This is a genomic window from Sphingomonas sp. (assembly GCF_024508665.1).
Lineage (GTDB): Bacteria > Pseudomonadota > Alphaproteobacteria > Sphingomonadales > Sphingomonadaceae > Sphingomonas.
In genome coordinates, this window is the sequence record NZ_JANINP010000002.1 from 448,818 (window position 1) to 472,150 (window position 23,333).

Below are 23,333 nucleotides of genomic sequence, written 5' to 3' on the forward strand. Positions count from 1 at the left end.
CCCCCTCGGCTGCGCCGAGCGGGCCCCGTGGTGGGTCGACCATGCCCCCGGCATGGTCTGGACAGCGCGGGGCGCTGTCCACCCACCGCGCCTCTCCCAAGGGGAGAGGGAAATTTGCATCACTTCCGCGCCCATGGCCGCCCCGATGCCTGTTCCTCGTCGATCATCATCTGGCGCTGCTCGCGCAGATGCCAGGGCATTTCCTCGAACACCCCGTCGAACAAGCTATCGAGCGGCTGGTGCAGGCCGTGGCCGAGGATGCCGTTCTTCTCGGCCTCCTTTTGCGCGTCGCGTACCATCTCGGCGAGTTCCTTGTCCTGCGCGACGTGGCGCTCCTCGTCCCATTCGCCGATCGCGATCAGATGGTCCTTGAGCCGCGTCACCGGGTCGCCGAGCGGCCAGGCATTGGGCTCGCCCGCCGAGCGATATTGCGTCGGGTCGTCGGAGGTCGAATGGCCCTCGGCGCGATAGGTGAAATGCTCGATCAGGGTCGGGCCCTGGTTGGTCCGCGCGCGCTCGGCCGCCCAGGACATCGCGGCATAGACCGCCAGCGCGTCGTTGCCGTCGACCCTCAGGCCGGCAATGCCATAGCCGATCGCCCGCGCGGCGAAGGTCGTCGCTTCCGCCCCGGCGAAGCCGGAGAACGAGCTGATCGCCCATTGATTGTTGACGACGTTGAAGATGACCGGCGCGCGATAGACCGTCGCGAAGGTCAGCGCCGAGTGGAAGTCGCCTTCCGCGGTCGAGCCCTCGCCGCACCAGGTCGAGGCGATCCGCGTGTCGCCGCGCGAGGCCGAGGCCATCGCCCAGCCGACCGCTTGCGGATATTGGGTGGTGAGATTGCCGGAGATCGAGAAGAAGCTGAAGCGGCGTTCCGAATACATGATCGGCAGCTGCTTGCCCTGCAGCTTGTCGCCGTTGTTCGAATAGATCTGGTTCATCATGTCGACCAGCGGACAGCCGCGCGAGATCAAGATGCCCTGTTGGCGGTAGCTCGGGAAGCACATGTCATCGTCGGCCAGCGCGGCGGCCGCGCCGATCGACACCGCCTCCTCGCCCAGGCTCTTCATGTAGAAGCTGGTCTTGCCCTGGCGCTGGGCGCGGAACATGCGCTCGTCGAAGGCGCGGACCAAAGCCATGTTGCGGAGCATGCGGCGCATCGCGTCGGGCGACAATTTGGGGTCCCACGGCCCGACCGCGCGGTTATCCTCGTCGAGCACCCGGATCATCGTATAAGCGAGGTCGGTGAAGCTCTGCGCCTTGTCGGCAGTGTCGGGCCGCCGGACAGAACCGGCCGGAGGCACGTCGACCTCGCTGAAATCGACCGTGTCGCCGGGACGGAATTTGGGTTCCGGCACGTGCAGCGACAAAGGCTTCAAATTGGCGCGCGGATGCTCGCTGGCCATGCTCTCTCCAAGTTCGACTCAAGCGCCACAACGCTTCGGCGCGGCCTTTGCGCCGTTGTTATAAAATTTCAACAGACTTGGCGAGTCTTGCGTGGAGCGGGTCGGCATACCGCCCGGCAACCGGGCTGGGCAGAGCGGATATCAGGTGCAAAAAGGACGTCATCCCGGCGGAGGCCGGGATCGTTGGAGATAAAAGCGATACTGCCAGCGGCCCCGGCCTCCGCCGGGGCGACGATTCTATTCCACCGTCTGTTCGATCACCCCGAAGATCGGATGATGACGATCGTCTTCTGCCCAGATGCGGACCGTGTCACCTTTCCTGAGGAACGGCGTCTTGGCCTCCCCCGTCCGGATCGTCTCGACCGTGCGCAATTCGGCAAGGCACGAATAACCCACGCCGCCATCGGCGATCGGTTTGCCAGGGCCGCCATCCGCATCGCGGTTGGAGACGGTGCCCGAGCCGATGATCGTCCCCGCCCCGAGCTTCCGCGTCTTGGCTGCATGCGCGACGAGCGTCCCGAAATCGAAGGTCATGTCCTCCGCCGCTTCCGCGCGGCCGAACGGTTCGCCGTTCAGATCGACCATCAGCTTGCGATGGAGCTTGCCGTCCCGCCACCAGTCGCCGAGCGAATCGAGCGTGACGAACACCGGCGAGAAGGCGCTGGCCGGCTTGGAATGGAAGAAGCCGAATCCCTTGGCGAGCTCGCCCGGGATCAGGTTGCGCAGGCTGACGTCGTTGGTCAGGCCGACAAGCACGATCGCTTCGAGTGCTTGTTCGCGCGTCGCGCCCATCGGCACGTCGCCGGTCACCACGACGACTTCGCCCTCGAGATCGCAGCCCCAGCTTTCGTCGGCGAGCGGGATCGGGTCTCGCGGGCCGAGAAATCCGTCCGAGCCGCCCTGGTACATCAGCGGATCGTGCCAGAAACTTTCGGGCATTTCGGCGTTTCGTGCCTGCCGGACCAAGGCGACATGGTTCACATAGGCCGAGCCGTCGGCCCATTGATAGGCGCGCGGCAGTGGGGACGCCGCGTCATGCTCGTGGAAGCGCATGCGCGGAATCACCTCATGATCGAGGTCGGTCTGCAGATTGCGGAGATCGAGCGAGAGGCGATCCCAATCATCGAGCGCGGCTTGCAGTGTCGGCGCGATATGCCCGGCATCGGCATACCAGGCGAGGTCGGTCGACACGACGACGAGTTTGCCGTCACGGCCGTGCTTGAGGCTGGCGAGTTTCATGCGCTCTCCTGAAAACGTTGCGCCCGCCTTAGACCCATTTCGGGGCTGCGCGAAAGCCGGGACGGCGCGTTCGGGTTGACGGTTGCGTAAACTGCCCGCACCTTGGCCGAAAGGTTTCAATCAAGGACCTAAGGAGAGGATGATGACCCCCGACAGCGTTCCCGGCCGTTTCGCCTATAACGAGGATCATGAGGCGTTCCGTCAGACCGTCCGCTCTTTCCTGCAGAAGGAAGGCGTGCCGCACGTCAACGAATGGGAGCACAACCGGCTGGTCCCCAAGGAATTCTGGCGCAAGGCGGGCGAGATCGGGATGCTGTGCCCGACCGTGCCGGAAGAATATGGCGGGCTGGGGCTCGACTTCGGCTATAACGCCATCGTCGACGAGGAGATGTCCTATATCGGCGTTCCCGCCGGCTTCTCGCTGCAATCCGACATCGTGTGCGGCTATCTCGAAGCCTATGGCTCGGAAGAGCAGAAGAAGCAGTGGCTGCCGCGGCTCGTCTCGGGCGAGACGATCACCGCGATCGCGATGACCGAGCCGGGTACCGGCAGCGACCTCCAGGCGATCCGCACCTCGGCCAGGAAGGACGGCAATCATTATGTCGTCAACGGAAGCAAGACCTATATCACCAACGGCCAGAACGCCGACCTGGTGCTGGTCGTCGCCAAGACCGATCCCGACGCCAAGCCCGCCTATAAGGGCATGTCGATCATTCTGGTCGAGGCCGACCGCGAAGGCTTCAAGCGCGGCCGCAAGCTCGACAAGATCGGGCAAGACGCCGCCGACACGTCGGAACTGTTCTTCGAGGACGTCCGCGTGCCGATGACCAATTGCCTGGGCGAGGAAGGCAAGGGCTTCATCTATCTGATGAGCCAGTTGCCGCAGGAACGCCTGTCGATCGCGATCGGCACCCAATCATCGGCGCAAAAGGCGTTCGACGAGACGGTCGAGTTCACCAAGACGAGGAAGGCGTTCGCCGGGATGGTGTTCGATTTCCAGAATACGCGCTTCGTGCTCGCCGACCTCGCCACCAAGCTGCAGGTCGGCTGGGCGCATCTCGACTGGGCGATCCAACGGCACCTGAAGGGCGAGCTGACCCCGACCGAGGGCGCGGCGGCGAAGCTGTGGCACACCGAGCTGCAATGGGAGGTCATGGACAAATGCCTCCAGTTGCACGGCGGCGCTGGATACATGAACGAATATCCGATCGCGCGGATGTGGCGGGCGGCACGCGTGTCGCGAATCTACGGCGGGACGAACGAGATCATGAAGGAATTGATCGGGCGGTCGCTGTAAGGCGCCGTCCCACTTCCAAGGTCGCGGGGGCAGGCCCCGGTGCTCCCGCAATTCCTGTATCGACCGGAACGGCGATTATTTCGTTGCGGCCTCTTGACGCTCCATACCCGATCTTCCAATCGCGTTCCAAGAAGCCGTAGCGTCAGCAAAAGAATCGCGCGGCAACTGGGAGAGTCGGATGCCAGCCTTCCGTACCCGAGGTTCCGAGCGATGAGCGCCTGGGGCTATGCCAATGTCTGGGAATCGGTTGCCGCGGCGATTCCCGACGAACCCGCGATCGTCCAGGGCGACCGCGCCGTCAGCTTCGCCGACTTCGATGCCGCCGCCGACGCGCTTGCCGCGCACTTCCTTGCCGCCGGGCTGGGACATCAGGCCAAGGTCGCGATCTACACGACCAATTGCCCCGAATATCTCATCGCCTGTTTCGCCGCATTCAAGGCGGGGCTGGCGCCGTTCAACGTCAACTACCGCTACGGGCCGGAAGAAGTCCGCTACCTGCTCGACAATGGCGATGCCGAGGCCGTGATATTCGAAGCCGGGTTCGCGCCACTCCTCGACCGGGTGCGCCGGCAGATGCCGGGTGTGAAGAGCTGGATCGCAGTCGCGCCGGTCGGTGAGGCGGTGCCCGATTGGGCGCACGATTTCGCGACGCTCGCCGATGCCGTCCCTGACGATCGCCCGGTCTTCGCACCCTGGGGGCGCCATGACGAGGATCTGCTGCTGATCTTCACCGGCGGCACCACCGGCATGCCCAAGGCGGTGATGTGGCAGCAAGGCGACCTGTTCGCCAAAGGCGGGTACGGCGCCAATCCCTTGCTCGGCATCCCACCGCTCGATACGCCCGAGGATGCCGGGCCGCGTGCGCGCGCCACTCCGATCAAGCCGCGCTCGCTGATCGCGCCGCCGCTGATGCACGCGACCGGACTGATCGCCGCGTTCGGCGCGCTCGGCTTTGGCGGCACCGTGATCCTGCTGCCGCATGGCAAGTTCGATCCCGAGGCGATGTGGGACGCGGTCGAACACTGGCGCGCGACGCGGATCACGATCGTCGGCCAGCCCTTCGCGCAACCGTTGCTCGAAGCGCTCGATGCCAATCCCGGGCGCTGGAACCTCTCCTCGGTATTCGTGATCGGATCGTCGGGCGCGATGTGGAACCGCGAGAACAAGCTCGGCCTGATCCGTCACATGCCGCAGGTCCATCTGATGGATTCCTATTCGTCGTCCGAGGCGTTCGGCATGGGCATCTCGACCACCAATGCCAGCGGGGAGACCGCCACCGCGAGCTTCGCGCTCGGCCCCGATTGCGCGATCTTCACCGAAGACGGTCGGCGGGTCGAGCCGGGCTCGGGCGAAAGCGGCCGCCTCGCGGTCGGCGGGCATATCCCGCTCGGTTACTACAAGGACCCGGCCAAGACCGCGTCGACCTTTCCGACCTATGAAGGCAGACGCTGGTCGATGCCGGGCGACTGGGCGACGGTCGATGCCGACGGCATTGTCCGCATCCTCGGTCGCGGCTCGCAATGCATCAATACCGGCGGCGAGAAGGTGTTTCCGGAGGAAGTCGAGGAGGCGCTCAAGCGTCATCCCACGGTCCGGGACGCTGCCGTGACGGGCGTACCCGACCCGCGTTTCGGCGAGCGCATCGTCGCATTGGTCGAGCCGCATCCGGGAGCGGCGGCGGACGAGGCCGAATTGCGCGACCATGTGAAGGGGCAGCTGGCGGTCTACAAGGCGCCGCGCCACGTGCTGGTGGTCGACAGTGTCGCCCGGGCGCCGAACGGCAAACTCGATTACAAGGCGGTCAAGGACCGGGCGCTGGCGACATTTGGCGCGCCATCGGACGAAAGACAGGGGGCGGCGTGAGTATCAGGAACAAGGCCTATATTTCGGGCGCGTACGAACATCCCACCCGGCTCGCGCCCGACAAATCGACGCCGCAGCTCCACGCCGAATGCGCCGCCGGGGCGCTCGCCGATGCCGGGCTGAGCCTGAAGGATGTCGACGGTTATTTCTGCGCGGGCGACGCTCCGGGCTTTGGCGGCATGTCGATGGTCGATTATCTCGGCCTCAACGTCCGCCACATCGATTCGACCGAGACCGGCGGCTCGTCCTACATCCTGCACGTCAGCCACGCCGCCCAGGCGATCGCCGCCGGCAAATGTTCGGTCGCGCTGATCACGCTCGCCGGCCGGCCGCGCTCGGAGCCGTTCGCACGCCAGATGGGCAATGCGCCCGAGGCAGCGTTCGAGGGCTGGGTCGGGCAATCGACGCACAATAGCTATGGCATGTGTGCCGCCCGGCACATGTATGAATATGGCACCACATCCGAGCAGCTTGCCTGGATCAAGGTCGCGGCGTCGCATCATGCCCAATACAATCCGCACGCCATGCTACGCGACGTCGTCACGGTCGAGGATGTGATCAACTCGCCGATGATTTCCGACCCGCTGCATCGACTCGACTGCTGCGTGGTGTCGGACGGCGGCGGCGCCCTGCTGGTCGTGTCGCCGGAAGTGGCGAAGTCGCTCAAGCGCCCGCTCGTCGCGGTGCGCGGCGCGGGCGAGCATGTGGAGGGGCCGCGCGGCGGCATGAACCTGGATCTCACGACGTCGGCGGCGGCGGTGTCGGGGCCGGCGGCGTTCGCCGAAGCGGGCGCGACCCCGGCCGACATCCAATATGCCTCGATCTATGACAGCTTCACGATCACCGTGCTGATCCAGCTCGAGGATCTCGGCTTCTGCAAGAAAGGCGAAGGCGGCCGCTTCGTCGCCGATGGCAACCTCATCTCGGGATCGGGCAAGCTGCCGTTCAACACCGACGGCGGCGGCCTGTGCAACAACCATCCGACCAATCGCGGCGGCATCACCAAGGTGATCGAGGCGGTCCGGCAATTGCGCGGCGAGGCGCATCCCGCGGTGCAAGTGCCCGATTGCGGCCTCGCGGTCGCCACCGGCATCGGCGGCGCGCTCGGCGCGCGCCATGGTGCCGCCACCCTGATCCTGGAGCGGCAATGATGAGTGCAGAACCTCGCAAGATCCCGGCCCCGCAGCCCAATGTCGAGAACCAGCGCTTCTTCGATGCCGCCGCCGAGGGGAAATTGCTGATCGGCCAGTGCGACGCCTGCGGCCAGCCGCATTATTATCCGCGCGCGCTGTGTCCGTTCTGTCTTGCCGAGAGCCGCTGGGTCGAAAGTGCCGGCAAGGGCGCGATCTATTCGCTGTCGACGATGCGGCGCGGGGCCGGCGCGCCGTACACGCTGGCGTGGGTGACGCTCGACGAGGGACCGGCGGTGCTGACCAACATCGCTACCGAGGATCATGATAGCCTGAAGATCGGCCAGCGCGTGCGGGTGCAGTTCACGCCGACCGAAGGTGGTCCGCCCGTCCCGATGTTCGCGCCCGATTAACTAGTGCGGTCACCAACTTTCCTCCGTCATCCCGGCCTTGTGCCGGGATCCACCGTGCCGCAGGCGCGGTCTTCTCCCATGGGCCTTCGCGCATGCCGCCCGGTAGATGCCGGGACGAGCCCGGCATGACGGTTGGGGCGGAGGATACGGAAGCCAAAAGCCTCGCCCAACGCGAAGCCGAATACGCCGCGTTCGTCGAAGCCAATCTTCGCCGCAACTACACCGCGCATTTCATCCACGGCATGCTCGGCATGACCGGGTTCCGGCTGATCTACGCGCCGACCTTCATCCCGACCTATATCCACCGCCTGACCGGCTCGGACGCCTTGGTCGGGCTCGGTACGTCACTGCTCCAGTTCGGCGCGATCATCTCGCCGATCTTCGCCGCGTCGCGGTTCGAGACCAAGCAGCGCATCCTGCCCTATTCGATCCGCGCGGGCACGATGATGCGGGTGATGATCCTGGGCCTCGCGCTGGCCGGCTGGTTCCTCACCGGCGAGATACTGCTGCTCGTCACGCTCGGGCTGTTCTTCCTCTTGGGCGCGTTCAACGGCACCCAACGCGTCGCCTTCCAGATGCTGATGGCGAAAGTGATCCCTATCTACCGGCGCGGGCGATTGCAGGCCTATCGCAACATCACCGGCGGGCTGATCGCGGCGGCCTTGTCCTATGTCGCGGGACGCTGGCTGATCCAGAACGACGTGTTCGGCAATGGCTATGCCACCACGTTCTTCCTCGCTTTCGTGCTGACCAGCCTGGGGCTTACCGTGCTGCAGCTGCGCATGGTCGAGCCGATCCCGCCGGTAGTGCGCTCGCCGATGCGCTTCGTCGATCGCGTGAAGACCTTCCCGACCTTGCTCGAGGATCGCGGCTATCGCTGGTTCATCCTGGCCGAGGCGTGCTGCGTCTGCGCCCGGATCGGTGCGCCCTTCTACATCCTTTATGCCGGCAGCCAGCTCGGCCTGTCGGGTATCGTCATCGGCGAATTGTCGCTCGCCTATCTCGGCGCCGATACGGTGTCGAACCTCGCCTGGGGGCATCTCGGCGACCGCACCGGCTATCGCTCCACCTTCACCCTTGCCGCCGCATTATGGGCGGGCGGCATCGCCTTGCTGCTGACGGTCCATCACCCCTGGGCGGTGTTCGCCGCCTTCTGCTGCCTCGGTGCCGGCAATTGCGGCTATCAGATGAGCCAGCAGACGATGGTACTCGAATTCGGCGAGCGCGCCGATGTCGCGATGCGACTGGCGCTTTCGACCACGATCGAGGGCACGATCTCGGCGATCGGGCCACTGCTCGGTGGGCTGATGGCGTGGAAGCTCGGCTACCCGCCGGTCCTGTGGCTGTCGTTCGGCTTCCTGTGCCTCGCGATCCTGCTGCTCGTCTTTCGCGTGCGGGAGCCTCGTCAGCGCGTCGCCACGGCGATAGTGACCGACGACCTTCTCCTCCCCGAAAGCGAATCGGCATGACGCTCCCGACCCGACCGATTGGCCCCTTTCAAGTCTCGGCGATCGGCCTCGGCTGCATGAACCTCAGCCACGCTTATGGCACGCGGCCGAGCGACGAAGAGGGCGCGGCATTGCTCAACCGCGCGCTCGATCTCGGAGTCACCCTGCTCGATACCGCGGCGCTTTACGGTATGGGCGCCAACGAGCGGCTGGTCGGGCGCGCGGTGATGAACCGCCGCGCCGAATTCACGCTGGCATCGAAATGCGTGCTCGACGCGGTCGACGGCAAGCGCGTGCTCGATGGCCGTCCCGAATCGATTCGCCGCACGCTCGACGGCGCTTTGGAACGGCTCGGGACCGACCATATCGATCTCTATTACCTCCATCGGCTCGACGAGAAGGTGCCGATCGAGGAGTCGGTCGGCGAACTCAAGCGCGCGGTCGAAGCGGGCAAGATTGGCGCGATCGGCCTGTCGGAGATGGGTGGCGCGACGATCCGTCGCGCACATGCGGTGCATCCCATCGCCGCGGTGCAGAGCGAATATTCGCCGATGGTGCGCAATCCCGAGGTCGCGGTTCTCGACACCTGCCGCGAGTTGGGCATCGGCTTCGTCGCCTTCTCGCCGGTAGCGCGCGGGATGCTGGCGCGGGGCGTGCGCGACGACAATTATGTGGCGGGCGATATCCGTCTCCACATGCCGCGCTTCGTCGGCGACAATCTTCGCCACAATCTCGAAGTCGTCGCGCGGTTCGACGCGCTTGCTGCCGATGCCGGAATGACCTCGGCGCAACTCGCGCTCGGCTGGGTGCTTGCGCGCGGGCCGCATATCGTGGCCATTCCGGGCACACGCAGTCCCGTGCATCTCGAGGAGAATGTCGGTGCCGCGACGGTCACCGTTTCCGACGATCTGGTGAAGGCAGTCGACGCCGTGTTCGACGGCACGATCCGCGGCCCGCGCTATCTCGCGCCGATGCAGGCGCAGATCGATACCGAGATTCTGCCCGGCGAGGAATTGGCCGCCTGAGCGATCAGCCGATCAGCAGCACGACACCCAAAATAACCCCGGCCAGCACGAAGCTGACCAGATGCATCGCCAGACCATAGCTGCACTGGCTTTCCGATGCGTGGAAGCCATGCATCGCACCTCTCCCCAGGCGCGCCTTTGCTCTGTTTCCGGCATGGGGTCGCGCCGAGACGCTTATACGCCTTTTCGCGGTTTCGGGCTAGATTGCGGCTGCGCGCCGGGATTCAGGCTTCGTCGCGCAGCCGTTCGTGATGGCGGATCACTTCGTCGATTATGAAGCGCAGGAACTTCTCCGAGAATTCGGGATCGAGACGTGCTTCCTCGGCGAGCCGCCGCAACCGGGCGATCTGGCGTTCCTCGCGGCCGGGATCGGCCGGCGGCAGCCCCGCCTGCGCCTTGTATCGGCCGACCGCCTGGGTCACCTTGAATCGTTCGGCGAGCATGTGGATCAGCGCGGCATCGATATTGTCGATGCTGCTGCGATAGGCGTCCAGCACGTCGTCGCTCATCTGGCGGCTCCCCTCGATTCGTGGCGGCCTTCTGCGCATGCAGGGCGGGATGCGCAACCCGTGCTTGCCTTCCGCGTCCCTCTCGGCCAGAGCCGCGCCAAGATGAGCGCAACGATCCATCGCCTCGATCCGACCCGGCCGCAGCCCAGCCTCGAGCCGATGATGCAGCTGGTCGCATCGGACATGAACCTGGTCAACGCGGTGATCCTCGACCGCATGCAGTCGGACATCCCGCTGATTCCCGAGCTTGCCGGTCACCTGATCGCCGGCGGCGGCAAGCGCATGCGCCCGATGCTGACGCTCGCGAGCGCGCGGCTGCTCGGCTATACCGGCAACCGCCACCACCGCCTGGCCGCGACGGTCGAGTTCATCCACACCGCGACCCTGCTCCACGACGATGTCGTCGACGGCAGCGACTTGCGCCGCGGCAAGCGCACCGCGAATCTGATCTGGGGAAACCCCGCGTCCATCCTGGTCGGCGATTTCCTGTTCAGCCGCGCGTTCGAACTGATGGTCGAGGACGGCAGCCTGAAAGTGCTCAAGATCCTGAGCAACGCCAGCGCCGTGATCGCGGAAGGCGAGGTCGACCAATTGACCGCCGCGCGCCGCGTCGACTTGGGCGAGGAACGCTATCTCGATATCATCGGCGCCAAGACCGCCGCTCTGTTCGCCGCCGCCTGCCGCATCGCCGCGGTGGTCGCCGAACGGCCGGAGAGCGAGGAGCAGGCGCTCGACGCGTTCGGCCGCAATCTGGGCGTCGCATTCCAGCTGGTCGACGATGCGATCGACTACGTGTCCGACGCGGGCACGATGGGTAAGGATACCGGCGACGATTTCCGCGAAGGCAAGGTCACCCTGCCGGTGATCCTGGCCTATGCGCGCGGCAATGAGCAGGACCGGAAGTTCTGGAAGGACGCGATCCTGGGTCATCGCGCTTCGGACGAGGATTTCGCGCATGCGGTCGAACTGGTCCGCACCACGCGCGCGATCGACGACACGCTGGCGCGCGCACGGCATTACGGCCAGCGCGCGATCGATGCGATTGCCGGCTTTGCCCCGGGTCAGGCGCGCGACGCGATGACCGAAGCGGTCGAATTCGCGGTGGCGCGGGCGTATTAAACGAAAGCTCGTCCGCGCGAAGCGGCCGGGCTTGGTCAGGCGGCATCGAGATCGCTCGCGGCCCTGACCGCCTTGCACAAGGCGAGCAGGTCGCGCCGAATCGACGGTCCCGAGAGATGCGCTTGAACCGAGGCATATCGCTCAGCCGTCAACATACGCCGGATATCGTCGACCGTGCAGCAACCGCCGAACCGCGCCAGCTCATAGGCGCGCTCAACCGTCGACAACTGCTCCCCGGCTCGACCGCTCACGCGTCGGCACGGCCACGATCGGGTGACTCGCTCGGATCCAGATCGTCTGTCGGTGCGAGGTCGAAATTGCGGTGTGGGAAGGGTCCGGCGGCGAGCAGGGCGCCATAAGCCCGCGCAAGCCGGCGATGAGCATGACGCGCCGCGGAACAAGTCGCCTTGCGAGCCATCATCAGCGAGATCTGCTCGCGTTGCAAAATGTAATTGGTATCCAAAAGACGCACCTCGTCAGCAGGCGAAAGCGAAACGCTAACGGTCACAAGATGCCTGGGAAATCAATCTGGTGATAACTTCCGATAGCACAGTTTGCCGACGATGCGGCATCAATTCGGTTTTTCTATTCCGCCACGCGCGCCGTTGTGCCGAAATACATGGCTATTCCCTGAAATGCGGTCTAATGGGCCCTATCGCGCTTCCCGCCATCAGCATCGGCGCGACTGAGAGTGGTTGTGCTCCCGCTACTGCAAGGAGAACAAGCCCATGATGCCGACCATTCCCGCGACGAACGGCCACGATAGCTGGAGCAATCCGGGACCGGGCCGCGCGATCAACGTGTCGCTCGACCGCGCCGCGGTAGAAGCGCTGTGCACCAAGAACCAGACCAAGATCAGCGCGATCGAAGCGTTGCCCGACGGTGGCACCCGGGTGGTGATGATGAACGGCGAGGACGCCGTGAAGATGCGCCACGCGTTCGGCAACAAGATCCTGACCGGTATCGTCGCGCGTCAGCATTGGGCACGCGTCGTCCGCTAGGACCTGCGGTTCGCTCACCGACCGATCAGTTCGATCGACAATCCTGCATCGTATTGTGCAGCCCTTCGAGGGGAAATGACGTGGCTAAAGGCCAACGCAAGAGCAACAAGGAAATTCGCAAGCCCAAGAAGCCGGAGCCTCCCAAGGTCAACGCTTCCAATCCCTCGACTAAAGGCACTCCGATCAAGCAGCCAGTCTGATCGCTACTCGGGATTTCGACGCCGGCCTTCGGATCAGCAATCGGTCCCGCAATCGGCGCCGTGCTCGATCTGGATCGTGGTGTGCGCGATGCCGAAGCGATCATGGAGCATCTTCGCCGCGTCCCCGAGGAATGCCGGCCCCCGTTCTTCCGTCATCACCAGATGCGCGGTCAGCACCGTCTCGGTGGTTGACATCGGCCAGATATGGAGGTCGTGGGTCGCGCTGACGCCGGGCATTGCCGCCAGGGCGGCCTTGACCTCGTCATAGTCGATCCCGCGCGGGACGGCGTTCAGCGACATTTCGATCGTTTCGCGCAGCAGGCCCCAGGTTTGCCAGAAGATGATCGCCGACACGATGATCGATACGACCGGGTCGATCCATTCCAGGCCGGTGAACCAGATCACCACGCCGGCCAGCATCACCCCCGCCGAGACCGTAGCGTCGGCTGCCATATGCAGATAGGCGCCGCGCAGGTTGATGTCCGATTTCTGCCCGCGCGCGAACAGCCAGGCCGAGGCCGCATTGACGAGGATGCCGGCAGCGGCGACCACAACGACCACCGCGCCCTTGACCGGAGCGGGATCGCCGATCCGCGTTACCGCCTCGAACACGATCGCGCCCATCGCCATCAGCAGCAGCAATGCGTTGATCAAGGCGGCCAGGATGGTCGAGGCCTTGAGCCCGTAGGTGAAGCGCTTCGACGGACCGCGCCGCGCCAGGGTGGCGCCGCCCCAGGCGACGCATAGCCCGAACACGTCGGACAGATTATGCCCGGCATCCGCCATCAGCGCGACCGAATGGGCAATGAAACCCAGGCCGAATTCGACGACGACGAAGAGAATGTTGAGCGTGATGCCGATCGCGAAGGCGCGATCGAAGGTCAGCGGCCCGTGACTATGGCCGCCATGGCCGTGACCATGACCATGACCATGACCATGACCATGACCATGACCATGCTTATGGCCATGGCCGTGCTTATGACCATGGTCGTGCTTATGGTCGTGGTCATCGCCGTGAGCGTGATTATGGTCGTGCGGCCCGTGCATGATGGCTGCCTAGCATCCCATGGGCAGGAGATACTAGGACGCCGGACTGTCATCGCCGGAAAGTTTCTGCCACAGCGTCACGATTGCCGATGCAGCCCATAAAGCTTCCTGTCGAAACGGTTCTCCCGCAGCTGCTCGCCGCGCTTGAATCCAGCGCCAATGCCGTGCTCGTCGCACCGCCCGGCGCGGGCAAGACGACCGCGGTCGCGCCCGCCTTGCTCGGCCAGAGTTGGTGCAGCGGGGAGATCCTGCTGCTCAGCCCCCGACGTATCGCGGCACGCGCGGCGGCCGAGCGGATGGCGGCGCTGGCGGGCGAGCCGGTCGGCAAGACGTTCGGTTATGCGACGCGGATGGACAGCAGGCGCTCGGCCGCGACGCGCGTGACGGTGGTCACCGAGGGCATCTTCGTCGCGCGGATTCAGGCGGACCCCGAGCTCGCCGGCATCTCGGCCGTGCTGTTCGACGAGGTCCACGAACGCAATCTCGACAGCGATTTCGGCCTCGCCTTGGCACTCGACGCGCAAAGTGCGCTACGCCCCGACCTCCGGCTCGTCGCCATGTCGGCGACGCTCGACGGCGCGCGCTTCGCGAAGCTGCTCGGCGACGCGCCGGTGATCGAGAGCGAAGGACGCAGCCATCCGCTCGACCTGCACTATCTCGGCCGGCGCGGCGAGGCGCGGATCGAGGATGAGGTCGCCGCCGCGATCCGGCTGGCGCTGCGCGAGGAGCAAGGCGGCGTGCTCGCCTTCCTTCCCGGCGTCGCCGAGATCGAGCGCACCGCCGATCGGCTCGGCGACTTGCCCGGTGTGCGCCTCCACCGCCTCCACGGCACGATCGCGCCGGCCGACCAGCGCGCCGCGATCGCCGCCGAGCCCGACGGGATGCGCAAGCTCGTGCTGGCGACGAGCATCGCCGAGACCAGCCTCACGCTCGACGGCATCCGCGTGGTGGTCGATTCCGGACTCGCCCGCCGCCCGCGCTACGATCGCGCCGCGGGGATGACGCGACTGGTCACCGAACGCGCCAGCCAGGCCGCCGCGACCCAGCGCACCGGCCGCGCCGCGCGGCAGGGGCCCGGCGTTGCCTATCGCTTGTGGGAAGAAGCGGCGACCGCCGGGCTGCCGCGGTTCGACCCGCCCGAAATCCTCGAAGCCGACCTGTCGGGTCTGGTGCTCGATTGCGCGATCTGGGGAGTCGCCGATCCGCGCGCCCTGGCCTGGCTCGACCCGCCGCCCGAAGCGGCGGTGGCGGAAGGGCGCGCTCGCCTCGCCATACTCGAGGCGCTCGATAGCGATGGCCGGCCTACGGCGCATGGTCGCGCGATCGCCAAACTGCCGATGCCGCCGCGGTTAGCGCACATGCTGGTACGCGCGGGGGAGATGGGGCTGGCGAACGAAGCGGCGGAGATTGCGGTCCTGCTGGGAGAACGCGGGCTAGGTGGCCCGGGGACCGATCTCGAAACGCGAGCCCGCAGGTTCCGAACGGAGCGAGGGCGGCGTGCGGAGAGTGCGCGTAAGTTGGCCGAACGGTGGGCCAACTCCATTCCCCTCCCTTCCAGGGAGGGGTTAGGGGTGGGTGGACGTATCCCGACACACGCCCCCCAAGTTTCAGCACCGCGTCCCGCCCGGACGCCACCCACCCCCGGCCCCTCCCTGGAAGGAAGGGGAGTTGCTGTAGCCATCGCCCTCGCCTTTCCCGACCGCGTCTCGCGTCGGCGCGATGCCTCGGGCGAGCGCTGGGCCTCGATCGGCGGGCGCGGGTTCAAGCTCGATGCGACCGATCCGCTCGCCACCGCGCAATGGCTCGCCGTCGCCGAGACGCAAGGGGTCGCCGCCGGGGCGCGCATTCTGTCGGCGGCGGCGATCGATCAGGCGACGGTCGAAACCTTATTCGCGGACAAGATTGAAACACGCCGCACCCTCGCGTTCGATCCCGCCACCGGCGGCGTCGAGGCAGTGCGCGAGCGCCGGCTGGGCGCGATCGCTTTGTCGCGCGGACCGGATAGCAATGCCGATCCGGCCGCGGTCGCCGCCGCCCTGGTCGAGGGGGTCCGCGAGCATGGTCTGCACCTGCTGCCCTGGGGCGAGGCATCGACCGCGCTTCGCGAGCGCGCGGCGTTCGCGGCCGGGCACGGCTGGGACGGGGCGCTGGACGACGAAATGCTCGCCGCCCGTCTCGACGACTGGCTTGCCCCCTTGCTCGACGGCAAGCGCCGCCTGTCGCAACTGGGCGACGCCGATCTTGCCGAGGCGTTACGCAATCTCGCCGGCTGGGACGCGATGCGCGCGCTCGATCGTATCGCGCCCGCGCGGCTCGAAACGCCTGCGGGATCGAGCCATGCGATCGATTATGCCGCCGAGGCCGGCCCGACCGTCGAGCTTCGCCCCCAGGCCTTGTTCGGGCTCGCCACGCACCCGATCGTGGCCAATGGCGTGCCGCTGGTGCTCAGCCTGACGTCGCCGGCCGGACGCCCGATCCAGACGACGCGCGATCTGCCCGGTTTCTGGGCGGGGAGTTGGGCCGCGGTCGCCAAGGAAATGCGCGGGCGCTATCCCAAACATCCCTGGCCCGACGATCCGGCCGCCGCCAACCCGACGCTGAGAACCAAAAAAGCCGATGCAAGGTTCGGAAAGTCAGGATAAGGGAAACGCCATGCCTACCGCCCGTATCTATCAGCGTCCCAAGAACGCGATGCAGTCCGGACGTTACCGGACCGATCGCTGGATTCTCGAATTCGAGCCTGCCGAGGCCAAGCGCCCCGATCCGCTCACCGGCTGGGCCGGATCGGGCGACACGCGCGAGCAGGTCCGGCTGACCTTTCCCACCGCCGAGGCCGCGCAGGCCTATGCCGAAAAGGTCGGGCTCGCCTTCCACGTAGTGCCGGCGCCGACGCGCACGCTCAAGCTTCAGAGCTACGCCGACAACTTCCGATGAGCCTTCCCATTGCTACGCCCAGGGGCGTGGTGCGGCGCTGGATCGCGGCCTTCAATGCCGCCGACCCCGATGCGCTCGCCGCGCTCTATCATGACGACGCCACCAATCATCAGGTCGCCCTGCATCCGGTCAAGGGTCGCGACGCGATCCACGCGATGTTCGTGAAGGAATTCGCAGGCACTCAAATGGAATGCCTGCCGGTCAACCTGTTCGAGGACGGCGAATGGGCGATCCTGGAATGGAAGGATCCGCAGGACCGGCTCGGCTGCGGGTTCTTCCACGTGATCGACGGCCGTATCGCGCTCCAGCGCGGCTATTGGGACAGCGCGACGTTCGCCGCGCCCAAGCGCCGGGCGCCGGTGAAGAAGACCGCCGCCAAGCCCAAGCCGAAGGCCTGACCCCGCGGCATTATCCGTTCATCGGTCCCCGAGCTCGATCCAGACGGGCGCATGGTCGCTCGTCTTCTCCCAGGCCCGCACGCGCTTCTCGACGCGCGCATCGACCAGCCGCGGCGCCAGGTCGGGACTGAGCAGGATGTGATCGATCCGCAGGCCGGCATCCCGTTCGAACGCACTGCGGAAATATTTCCAAAAGGTATAGATGTGCTCGCCGGGATGGCGTGACCGCAACGCGTCGGTCCAGCCCTGTTCCAGCAGAGCTGCATAAGCCTGCCTGACCTCGGGCGCGAACAACGCGTCGTCCAGCCATCGTTCGGGTTTGTAGACGTCGAGTTCGGTCGGCATGACGTTGAAGTCGCCGGCAACCACCACCGGCACGCCCGCATCGCGCAGGGACTGGGCATGCCGGGCGAGCCGCTCGAACCAGCGCAGCTTGAAATCGAATTTGGGTCCGGGCCGCGGATTGCCGTTGGGCAGATAGAGGCACGCGATGACGATGCCGTTGATCGCAGCTTCGAGATAGCGGCTCTGGTCGTCCGTGCGGTCGCCGGGCAATCCGCGCCGGGTTTCGTGGATCTCGCCTATCCGGCTGAGGATCGCGACGCCGTTCCAGCTTTTCTGGCCGTGCCAGATGGCATTGTAACCCAAGTCCTTCAGCGCCGCTTCCGGGAAGCGGTCGTCCGGCGCCTTCAATTCCTGAAGGCAAACCACGTCCGGCCGGTCCTCGGACAGCCAGCGCAGGAGGACGGGGAGGCGCCCATTGACCCCATTCACATTGTAGGTCGCGATCCGCATCAAGCGTCCGCCTTCGACTTCGGCACCACGCTTATCTTGCCGCCACGTTCGAAGGTCGCGAGTTCCACGTCTTCCACTCGCGCCGTCTGTTCCATCCGCAGCCCCTCGATCAGGTCATCCTCGCTGAGATGATTCCAGTGCAACGCCGCGCGATCGATCTTGCCGTCGCGAACCAATGCGACCGGACGTCCCTTGATGAAGCGAGCCAGCAGGTTCGAGTGCACCGTCGCCATGGCCAGCAGGCGATGCAGCACGACGAGCAGCAACGTCGCGGCCAGGGTCGGCACGAACGGCGCCTTGCCGGTCATCGCGCGGCTGATGTTCGATCCCACCACGATCGCCACGAAGATATCGAGCGGTGTGAGGTTCGAGAAGGTCCGCCGGCCGGCAATACGGATACAGAGGATGCCGTAGGGCAGCAGCAAGAGCGCGCGGGTGCAAAACTGCCATGTCGAGCCGCTGCCGTCATCGGGTCCGATCAACGCGGTCAACCAAGACGTCACTGTTGCCTCCCTAGCTTTACCTAGCTGGACGGCAGGACCACCATTCCGATGACCGCCGCCGCCATCACGGCGGTGCTCGCCCAGCCGAACAGCTTCAACGTTCTGGATGCCGTAAAGTCGCCCATGGTCGACCGTCGGGAGACGACCAGCATCGTTCCGATCAGGATCGGCACGGCAACGACGCCATTGATCACCGCGCTCCAGAACAGCGCCTTGATCGGGCTGATCGGCGACCAGTCGATGCCGACGCCCAGTGCCATCGCGACGCCGATCACGGCATAGAATAATTTGGCCTGGTGCGGCCGGAGCTCGAGACCCGTTTCGGAGCCGGCGGTCTCGCCGATCGCATAAGCGGCGGATCCGGCGAGCACCGGCACCGCGAGCATGCCCGTGCCGATGATGCCGAGGCTGAACAGCGCAAAGGCGAAGTGACCGGCGATCGGCTCGAGCGCCTTGGCCGCGTCGGCCGCGGTCTGGATGTCGGTCTTGCCCGAGGCATGGAGCGTGGCCGCGGTGCCCAGAATGATGGCGATGGCGACGAGATTCGAAATCGCCATCCCGGCGAACGTGTCGTAGCGCATGCGGATTTCGGCGTCCGCGGCCTGCTCCGGGGACTTTTTGAGCGGCTCGCGCTCATCGACGACGTCGATCTCCTCGACTTCCTGCGATGCTTGCCAAAAGAAGAGATAGGGGCTGATCGTCGTGCCGAAGATGGCGACGATCATGGTGATCGCCGCTGTTCCAGGGATGGTCGGGACGACCATGCCGTGCAGCGCCGCGGCCCAATCGACCTTCACGATGAAGATGAGCGCCACATAGGCGAGCAGCACCATCGTCAGCCATTTCAGGAAGGACGAATATTTGCGGTAGGGAATGAAGAGCTGAAGCAGCAGCGACACGATCGCGAAGCCGATCGTGAAGAAATGGCCGCCGCCGCCGGCGACCAATTGGGCGGCATCGCCCATCGCGGCGAGATCGGCGCCGATATTGATCGTATTGGCCACGAACAGCAGCCCGACCAGGATCATGACGACCCATCGCGGCATCACGCGGCGCAGATTCCAGGCGAGCCCGCGTCCCGTCACCCGACCGATACGCGCGCTGATCAATTGCACCGCGCTCATCAACGGATAGGTCAGCACCATCGTCCACAACAGCACCGGTCCGAAGGCGGCGCCGGCTTGCGAATAGGTGGCGATGCCGCTTGGATCGTCATCGGCCGCGCCGGTGACCAGTCCCGGACCGAGTTTTTCGAAGAATTTCTTGAGCGCCATGCCGTTCCCCTGATTTATATTAGCGGTACAGCATTTGACGGGCGCATCCGGTTCCACCGCGGCGATCGATCGACGTCCGCGGGTTTCGCAATGGTGGCGGTCGACCCGGGAAATCCGGCACTGCGATGCTTGCCGCAGCGCACAGAGCGGGACGAGGCACGGCATGACTGGTCTTGTACTTGGCTGGGCCGTACAAATTCTTCGAATGTCGAGTCATGGCGCCGCCCCCGCCAACCTGCTAGCGCTTCGCCATGCCGCTCACCGCCGCTGCCTCCGCACGAGAAATCCTGGTCCGCCTGCACGACGTGATGGCGGCGCGATCATCCGCGCAGGCGAAACTCGACGCGGTCGCGCGGATCATCGGCGAGGCGCTGGATAGCGAGGTCTGCTCGATCTACCTGCTGCGCGAGGGGCTGCTCGAACTCTATGCAACGCGCGGGCTCGACCAGGCGGCGGTGCACGTGACCAAGCTGGCGCTGGGCGAAGGCCTGGTCGGCACGATCGCCAAGAATGTCGAGACGCTGAACCTGGACGAGGCGGCGTCGCATCCCGATTTCGCCTATCGCCCCGAAACCGGAGAGGACGAATTCCACAGCTTCGCCGGCGTGCCGATCATTCGCCGCGAACGCGCGGTGGGCGTGCTGGCGGTGCAGCATGCCGAACCGCGCAAATATGACGATGTCGAGATCGAGGCGCTGCAGACGGTGGCGATGGTGCTCAGCGAGCTGATCGCCAATGCCGGGCTGATCGACCAGCGCGGGGACGGTGCGACGCGCCCGCAATCGACGGCGGCGACGCGGCTGGAGGGCCTCAAGCTGGTCGAGGGGATGGCGATCGGCCATGCCGTCTATCACCAGCCGCGCATCACCATCGAACATACAGTCGCCGAGGATATCGAGGCCGAGCGTCACCGCGTCTATGCCGCCTTCGACAAGATGCGCGAGCAGATCGACCGCATGGCGCAGCAGGCCGAATTCGGTCTGGACGGCGAGCATGAAGAGGTCCTCGAGACCTACAAGATGTTCGCCTATGACGAAGGCTGGTCGCGGCGGATCAACGAGGCGATCGATTCCGGACTGACCGCCGAGGCGGCGATCGAGCGCGTCCAGCAACGCACGCGGATGCGCATGCGCCAGATCGGCGACCCCCTGCTCCAGGACCGGATGCATGACCTGGAGGATCTGTCCAACCGCCTGCTCCGCATCGTGTCGGGGCAGATGGGCACCGCGGCGCAATTGGGCCTGAGGCAGGACACGATCCTGATCGCGCGCAATCTGGGTCCGGCCGAATTGCTCGAATATGACCGGCGACGGCTGAAAGGTGTTGTGCTCGAAGAAGGCTCGCTGACCGCGCATGTGACGATCGTCGCGCGCGCGATGGGCGTGCCGGTGCTCGGGCGCGTGCGCGGCGTCCGCCAGACGATTGCCGACGGCGACCTGTTGCTGCTCGACGTGACCGAGGCCGGGTCGGTGCTGGTCCGGCCGTCCGCCGCGATGGAAGAGGCGTTCGACGCCAAATTGCTCGTCCGCCAGAAGCGGCGCGCGGCGTTCGCTGCGCTGAAGTCGGAAGCGCCCGTCACACTCGACGGCGACCGCCTGACGGTGATGGTCAATGCCGGGCTGCGCGACGATGTCGCCGCGCTCGACGTGACCGGCGCCGACGGGATCGGCCTGTTCCGCACCGAATTCCAGTTCCTGGTCTCGGCGACCCTGCCGCAGCGCGAACGGCAATTGCGCCTGTACAAGGACGTGCTCGACGCGGCGGGCGACAAGCCGGTGGTGTTCCGCACGGTCGATATCGGCGGCGACAAGGCCCTGCCCTATCTCAACCATCATGACGAGGATGAGGAGAATCCGGCGATGGGCTGGCGCGCGCTTCGGCTCGCGCTCGAACGCGGCGGGTTGATGAAGGCGCAGGCGCGCGCGCTGATCGAGGCGGCGGCCGGCCGTACGCTCAACGTGATGTTCCCGATGGTCAGCGAAGCGTGGGAGCTGGACGAGGCCAAGGCCTTGTTCGAGGCGCAGCGCGAATGGCTGGGCAAGCGCGGCAAAAGGCTGCCGACCGAGATCCGCTATGGCGCAATGCTCGAAGTGCCCGCGCTGGCCGAGCAGCTCGATTTGTTGCTGCCCAACATCCAGTTCCTGTCGGTCGGCACCAACGACCTGACCCAGTTCCTGTTCGCCGCCGATCGCGCCAATCCCAAGCTCGCCGAGCGTTACGATTGGCTGTCGCCGTCGATCCTGCGCTTCCTGAGGCGCGTGGTGACGCCGTGCAACGAAGCGGGCGTAGCACTGACCGTGTGCGGCGAGATGGGCGGGCGGCCGCTCGAGGCGATGGCCTTGATCGCGCTGGGCATCGAGCGGCTGTCGATCACCCCGGCGGCGGTCGGGCCGATCAAGGCGATGGTGCGCAGCCTCGATCGTGGCAAGGCGATGCGCTTCATGGACGAGTTGCTGGCCAGGCCGCCGCGCGGCCTGCGCGCCGCGTTGGCCGGCTGGGCGGCCGAAAACCATGTCGAATTGGCCTGAGCCGGGGGCGAAACGCGCTAACGCGCCGTTGACAGTCTTACCCGCTTTGGCCGACAGCCGGTACCGGCGGGTGGCCATCCCCAGGTCGCAAACCCCTACCCGCCGGAGAAGGTGATGGACGAGGACGAAGCGGCGGGCGCTCCCGATCAGGCGTCGCTATTCCCCAAGACCGTAGGTGACAAGCTGCGCGAGGCGCGCGAGGCACAGGGACTGACCCTGGCCGACATCGCCAGCCGGACGCGCGTGCCGATGCGCCATCTGGAGGCGATCGAGAACAACCGGATGGAGGGTATGGCCTCGCCGGCTTACGCCATCGGTTTCACCAAGACCTATGCCCGTGCCGTCGGGCTCGACGATCGCGCGATCGCCGCCGAATTGCGCCAGAGTCCGCAGATGCCGCTGTCGCCGACGACCCGGTTCGAGGAATATGAGCCGACCGACCCGCGCCGCGTGCCGTCGAGCGGAATCGCCGGCATCGCCGCAATCATCGCCCTGCTGCTGCTGGTCGGCGTCGGCATCTGGTACGGAACGACGTGGCTGCGCGGCACCGGCGAGGAACCCGTGCCGCTCGCCACGCCCGAGCCGTCGCCCAGCATCGCCGCCGCACCCGAGGCGACTCCGGCGCCGGTCGCCGGCGGCCAGGTCGTGCTGACCGCGACCGATGCGGTCTGGCTGCGCGTCTATGACGCGACGGGCAAGACGCTTATCCAGAAGACGATGCAGCCGGGCGAGCAATATTCGGTGCCGACCGACGCCGCCAATCCGATGATCAATATCGGCCGGCCCGACAAATTGCAGGTGACGATCAACGGATCGGCCGTGCCCGCGCTGGGTGACGGCAAGCGCCCGATCAAGGACATGCCGATCAGTGCCGCGGCGCTGCAGGCGCGCGGGACTGCCGCCGCTCCGGCCGCTTCTGCGGCTGCGCCGACTCCGCCCGCCGCTGCTTCGACACCGAGCGCGACATCGACCAAGCGCCCCGGAGCGAACGACGTGCCCGACTTCTTCCGCAAGCCGAGCGACAAGCCGACCGCGTCGGCGACGCCGCGCCCGGTGGCGACGCCGGACCCGGTATCCTTGCCCGCCGCGGCACCAACATCGGCGCCTTAGGCCGGAGGGGCGAAACCCCGCGTGCGGGGAGTCAAATCGGGCAATGACGCCAACCACATATAGTGGCGCGGGCGCGCGTTCCGCGTTAGGTTAA

At 66.1% G+C, this 23,333-nt stretch carries 21 protein-coding genes; 13 read left to right on the forward strand and 8 right to left on the reverse strand.

What is annotated here, in order from left to right; all coding sequences use genetic code 11:
* Positions 1-119: 119 nt before the first annotated feature.
* Both Q0L25_RS04850 and Q0L25_RS04855 read right to left on the reverse strand, forming a co-directional pair.
* Positions 120-1,406, reverse strand: a complete 1,287-nt coding sequence (locus Q0L25_RS04850; RefSeq protein ID WP_296612047.1) for a 3-methyl-2-oxobutanoate dehydrogenase (2-methylpropanoyl-transferring) subunit alpha — start codon at positions 1,404-1,406, stop codon at positions 120-122.
* A gap of 237 nt (positions 1,407-1,643) precedes the next feature.
* Positions 1,644-2,645, reverse strand: coding sequence for a fumarylacetoacetate hydrolase family protein (locus Q0L25_RS04855; protein WP_296612049.1), 1,002 nt, complete (start codon positions 2,643-2,645; stop codon positions 1,644-1,646).
* Positions 2,646-2,787: 142 nt separating this feature from the next.
* Between Q0L25_RS04855 and Q0L25_RS04860 the strand changes: the two genes are divergently transcribed.
* The 6 genes from Q0L25_RS04860 to Q0L25_RS04885 all read left to right on the forward strand — a co-directional run bounded on the left by Q0L25_RS04860 (position 2,788) and on the right by Q0L25_RS04885 (position 9,821).
* Positions 2,788-3,942, forward strand: coding sequence for an acyl-CoA dehydrogenase family protein (locus tag Q0L25_RS04860; RefSeq protein WP_296612051.1), 1,155 nt, complete (start codon positions 2,788-2,790; stop codon positions 3,940-3,942).
* A gap of 210 nt (positions 3,943-4,152) precedes the next feature.
* Positions 4,153-5,805, forward strand: a complete 1,653-nt coding sequence (locus Q0L25_RS04865; RefSeq protein WP_296612052.1) for an AMP-binding protein — start codon at positions 4,153-4,155, stop codon at positions 5,803-5,805.
* Entirely contained in the window at positions 5,802-6,956 is a 1,155-nt protein-coding gene (locus tag Q0L25_RS04870) for a thiolase domain-containing protein (RefSeq protein ID WP_296612054.1), read from the forward strand. Before Q0L25_RS04865 ends, Q0L25_RS04870 begins: the two co-directional genes overlap by 4 nt.
* Complete coding sequence (locus tag Q0L25_RS04875; protein WP_296612056.1) at positions 6,956-7,348, forward strand: OB-fold domain-containing protein; 393 nt, start codon at positions 6,956-6,958, stop codon at positions 7,346-7,348. Before Q0L25_RS04870 ends, Q0L25_RS04875 begins: the two co-directional genes overlap by 1 nt.
* Before the next feature lie 125 nt (positions 7,349-7,473).
* Complete coding sequence (locus tag Q0L25_RS04880) at positions 7,474-8,817, forward strand: MFS transporter (protein WP_296612057.1); 1,344 nt, start codon at positions 7,474-7,476, stop codon at positions 8,815-8,817.
* The gene (locus tag Q0L25_RS04885; protein WP_296612060.1) at positions 8,814-9,821 is read left to right on the forward strand and encodes an aldo/keto reductase; all 1,008 of its coding nucleotides are present in this window, start codon (positions 8,814-8,816) and stop codon (positions 9,819-9,821) included. Before Q0L25_RS04880 ends, Q0L25_RS04885 begins: the two co-directional genes overlap by 4 nt.
* A gap of 224 nt (positions 9,822-10,045) precedes the next feature.
* Here the strand turns inward: Q0L25_RS04885 and Q0L25_RS04890 are convergent, their stop codons facing one another.
* The gene (locus Q0L25_RS04890; RefSeq protein WP_296612062.1) at positions 10,046-10,330 is read right to left on the reverse strand and encodes a chorismate mutase; all 285 of its coding nucleotides are present in this window, start codon (positions 10,328-10,330) and stop codon (positions 10,046-10,048) included.
* Positions 10,331-10,432: 102 nt separating this feature from the next.
* Between Q0L25_RS04890 and Q0L25_RS04895 the strand changes: the two genes are divergently transcribed.
* Positions 10,433-11,449 carry a polyprenyl synthetase family protein gene (locus Q0L25_RS04895; RefSeq protein ID WP_296612063.1) on the forward strand — a complete coding sequence of 339 codons (1,017 nt, stop codon included), beginning with the start codon at positions 10,433-10,435 and terminating at the stop codon, positions 11,447-11,449.
* Between the two features lie 35 nt (positions 11,450-11,484).
* On the opposite strand, the gene Q0L25_RS04900 is transcribed toward Q0L25_RS04895, so the two are convergent.
* A complete protein-coding gene (locus tag Q0L25_RS04900; RefSeq protein ID WP_296612065.1) occupies positions 11,485-11,676 on the reverse strand; it encodes a hypothetical protein in 192 nt (63 codons plus the stop codon).
* 501 nt (positions 11,677-12,177) lie between these two features.
* Between Q0L25_RS04900 and Q0L25_RS04905 the strand changes: the two genes are divergently transcribed.
* The gene (locus tag Q0L25_RS04905; RefSeq protein WP_296612066.1) at positions 12,178-12,450 is read left to right on the forward strand and encodes a hypothetical protein; all 273 of its coding nucleotides are present in this window, start codon (positions 12,178-12,180) and stop codon (positions 12,448-12,450) included.
* Between the two features lie 233 nt (positions 12,451-12,683).
* Here the strand turns inward: Q0L25_RS04905 and Q0L25_RS04910 are convergent, their stop codons facing one another.
* Positions 12,684-13,697, reverse strand: coding sequence for a cation diffusion facilitator family transporter (locus tag Q0L25_RS04910; protein WP_296612068.1), 1,014 nt, complete (start codon positions 13,695-13,697; stop codon positions 12,684-12,686).
* Positions 13,698-13,786: 89 nt separating this feature from the next.
* Between Q0L25_RS04910 and hrpB the strand changes: the two genes are divergently transcribed.
* Genes hrpB through Q0L25_RS04925 form a run of 3 tightly spaced genes read left to right on the forward strand, consistent with a single transcriptional unit; the run spans position 13,787 to position 17,029 of the window.
* A complete protein-coding gene (hrpB, locus tag Q0L25_RS04915) occupies positions 13,787-16,339 on the forward strand; it encodes an ATP-dependent helicase HrpB (RefSeq protein ID WP_296612070.1) in 2,553 nt (850 codons plus the stop codon).
* 10 nt (positions 16,340-16,349) lie between these two features.
* A complete protein-coding gene (locus Q0L25_RS04920; protein ID WP_296612072.1) occupies positions 16,350-16,631 on the forward strand; it encodes an ETC complex I subunit in 282 nt (93 codons plus the stop codon).
* On the forward strand, positions 16,628-17,029 hold the full coding sequence (locus Q0L25_RS04925) for a nuclear transport factor 2 family protein (RefSeq protein ID WP_296612073.1): 402 nt from the start codon (positions 16,628-16,630) through the stop codon (positions 17,027-17,029). Before Q0L25_RS04920 ends, Q0L25_RS04925 begins: the two co-directional genes overlap by 4 nt.
* 18 nt (positions 17,030-17,047) lie before the next feature.
* Here the strand turns inward: Q0L25_RS04925 and xth are convergent, their stop codons facing one another.
* Genes xth through Q0L25_RS04940 form a run of 3 tightly spaced genes read right to left on the reverse strand, consistent with a single transcriptional unit; the run spans position 17,048 to position 19,601 of the window.
* Positions 17,048-17,824, reverse strand: coding sequence for an exodeoxyribonuclease III (gene xth, locus Q0L25_RS04930; protein ID WP_296612075.1), 777 nt, complete (start codon positions 17,822-17,824; stop codon positions 17,048-17,050).
* Positions 17,824-18,327, reverse strand: a complete 504-nt coding sequence (locus Q0L25_RS04935) for a DUF421 domain-containing protein (RefSeq protein WP_296612076.1) — start codon at positions 18,325-18,327, stop codon at positions 17,824-17,826. The genes xth and Q0L25_RS04935 overlap by 1 nt, the downstream gene beginning before the upstream one ends.
* Positions 18,328-18,347: 20 nt before the next feature.
* Complete coding sequence (locus tag Q0L25_RS04940) at positions 18,348-19,601, reverse strand: NRAMP family divalent metal transporter (protein WP_296612078.1); 1,254 nt, start codon at positions 19,599-19,601, stop codon at positions 18,348-18,350.
* A gap of 251 nt (positions 19,602-19,852) precedes the next feature.
* On the opposite strand from Q0L25_RS04940, the gene ptsP reads away from it, so the two are divergent.
* Positions 19,853-22,129: a phosphoenolpyruvate--protein phosphotransferase gene (gene ptsP, locus Q0L25_RS04945; RefSeq protein ID WP_296612079.1), complete on the forward strand. Its 2,277-nt coding sequence runs from the start codon at positions 19,853-19,855 to the stop codon at positions 22,127-22,129.
* A gap of 114 nt (positions 22,130-22,243) precedes the next feature.
* Positions 22,244-23,239 carry a helix-turn-helix domain-containing protein gene (locus tag Q0L25_RS04950; RefSeq protein ID WP_296612081.1) on the forward strand — a complete coding sequence of 332 codons (996 nt, stop codon included), beginning with the start codon at positions 22,244-22,246 and terminating at the stop codon, positions 23,237-23,239.
* The last annotated feature ends 94 nt before the right edge of the window (positions 23,240-23,333 follow it).

Bases quoted from the DNA above. Each gene is read 5' to 3' on its own strand.
- Q0L25_RS04850 (WP_296612047.1), bottom strand. From the start codon at position 1,406: ATGGCCAGCGAGCATCCGCGCGCCAATTTGAAGCCTTTGTCGCTGCAC.
- Q0L25_RS04855 (WP_296612049.1), bottom strand. From the start codon at position 2,645: ATGAAACTCGCCAGCCTCAAGCACGGCCGTGACGGCAAACTCGTCGTC.
- Q0L25_RS04860 (WP_296612051.1), top strand. From the start codon at position 2,788: ATGACCCCCGACAGCGTTCCCGGCCGTTTCGCCTATAACGAGGATCAT.
- Q0L25_RS04865 (WP_296612052.1), top strand. From the start codon at position 4,153: ATGAGCGCCTGGGGCTATGCCAATGTCTGGGAATCGGTTGCCGCGGCG.
- Q0L25_RS04875 (WP_296612056.1), top strand. From the start codon at position 6,956: ATGAGTGCAGAACCTCGCAAGATCCCGGCCCCGCAGCCCAATGTCGAG.
- Q0L25_RS04880 (WP_296612057.1), top strand. From the start codon at position 7,474: ATGACGGTTGGGGCGGAGGATACGGAAGCCAAAAGCCTCGCCCAACGC.
- Q0L25_RS04885 (WP_296612060.1), top strand. From the start codon at position 8,814: ATGACGCTCCCGACCCGACCGATTGGCCCCTTTCAAGTCTCGGCGATC.
- Q0L25_RS04890 (WP_296612062.1), bottom strand. From the start codon at position 10,330: ATGAGCGACGACGTGCTGGACGCCTATCGCAGCAGCATCGACAATATC.
- Q0L25_RS04895 (WP_296612063.1), top strand. From the start codon at position 10,433: ATGAGCGCAACGATCCATCGCCTCGATCCGACCCGGCCGCAGCCCAGC.
- Q0L25_RS04905 (WP_296612066.1), top strand. From the start codon at position 12,178: ATGATGCCGACCATTCCCGCGACGAACGGCCACGATAGCTGGAGCAAT.
- Q0L25_RS04910 (WP_296612068.1), bottom strand. From the start codon at position 13,697: ATGCACGGGCCGCACGACCATAATCACGCTCACGGCGATGACCACGAC.
- hrpB (WP_296612070.1), top strand. From the start codon at position 13,787: ATGCAGCCCATAAAGCTTCCTGTCGAAACGGTTCTCCCGCAGCTGCTC.
- Q0L25_RS04920 (WP_296612072.1), top strand. From the start codon at position 16,350: ATGCCTACCGCCCGTATCTATCAGCGTCCCAAGAACGCGATGCAGTCC.
- Q0L25_RS04925 (WP_296612073.1), top strand. From the start codon at position 16,628: ATGAGCCTTCCCATTGCTACGCCCAGGGGCGTGGTGCGGCGCTGGATC.
- xth (WP_296612075.1), bottom strand. From the start codon at position 17,824: ATGCGGATCGCGACCTACAATGTGAATGGGGTCAATGGGCGCCTCCCC.
- Q0L25_RS04940 (WP_296612078.1), bottom strand. From the start codon at position 19,601: ATGGCGCTCAAGAAATTCTTCGAAAAACTCGGTCCGGGACTGGTCACC.
- ptsP (WP_296612079.1), top strand. From the start codon at position 19,853: ATGCCGCTCACCGCCGCTGCCTCCGCACGAGAAATCCTGGTCCGCCTG.
- Q0L25_RS04950 (WP_296612081.1), top strand. From the start codon at position 22,244: ATGGACGAGGACGAAGCGGCGGGCGCTCCCGATCAGGCGTCGCTATTC.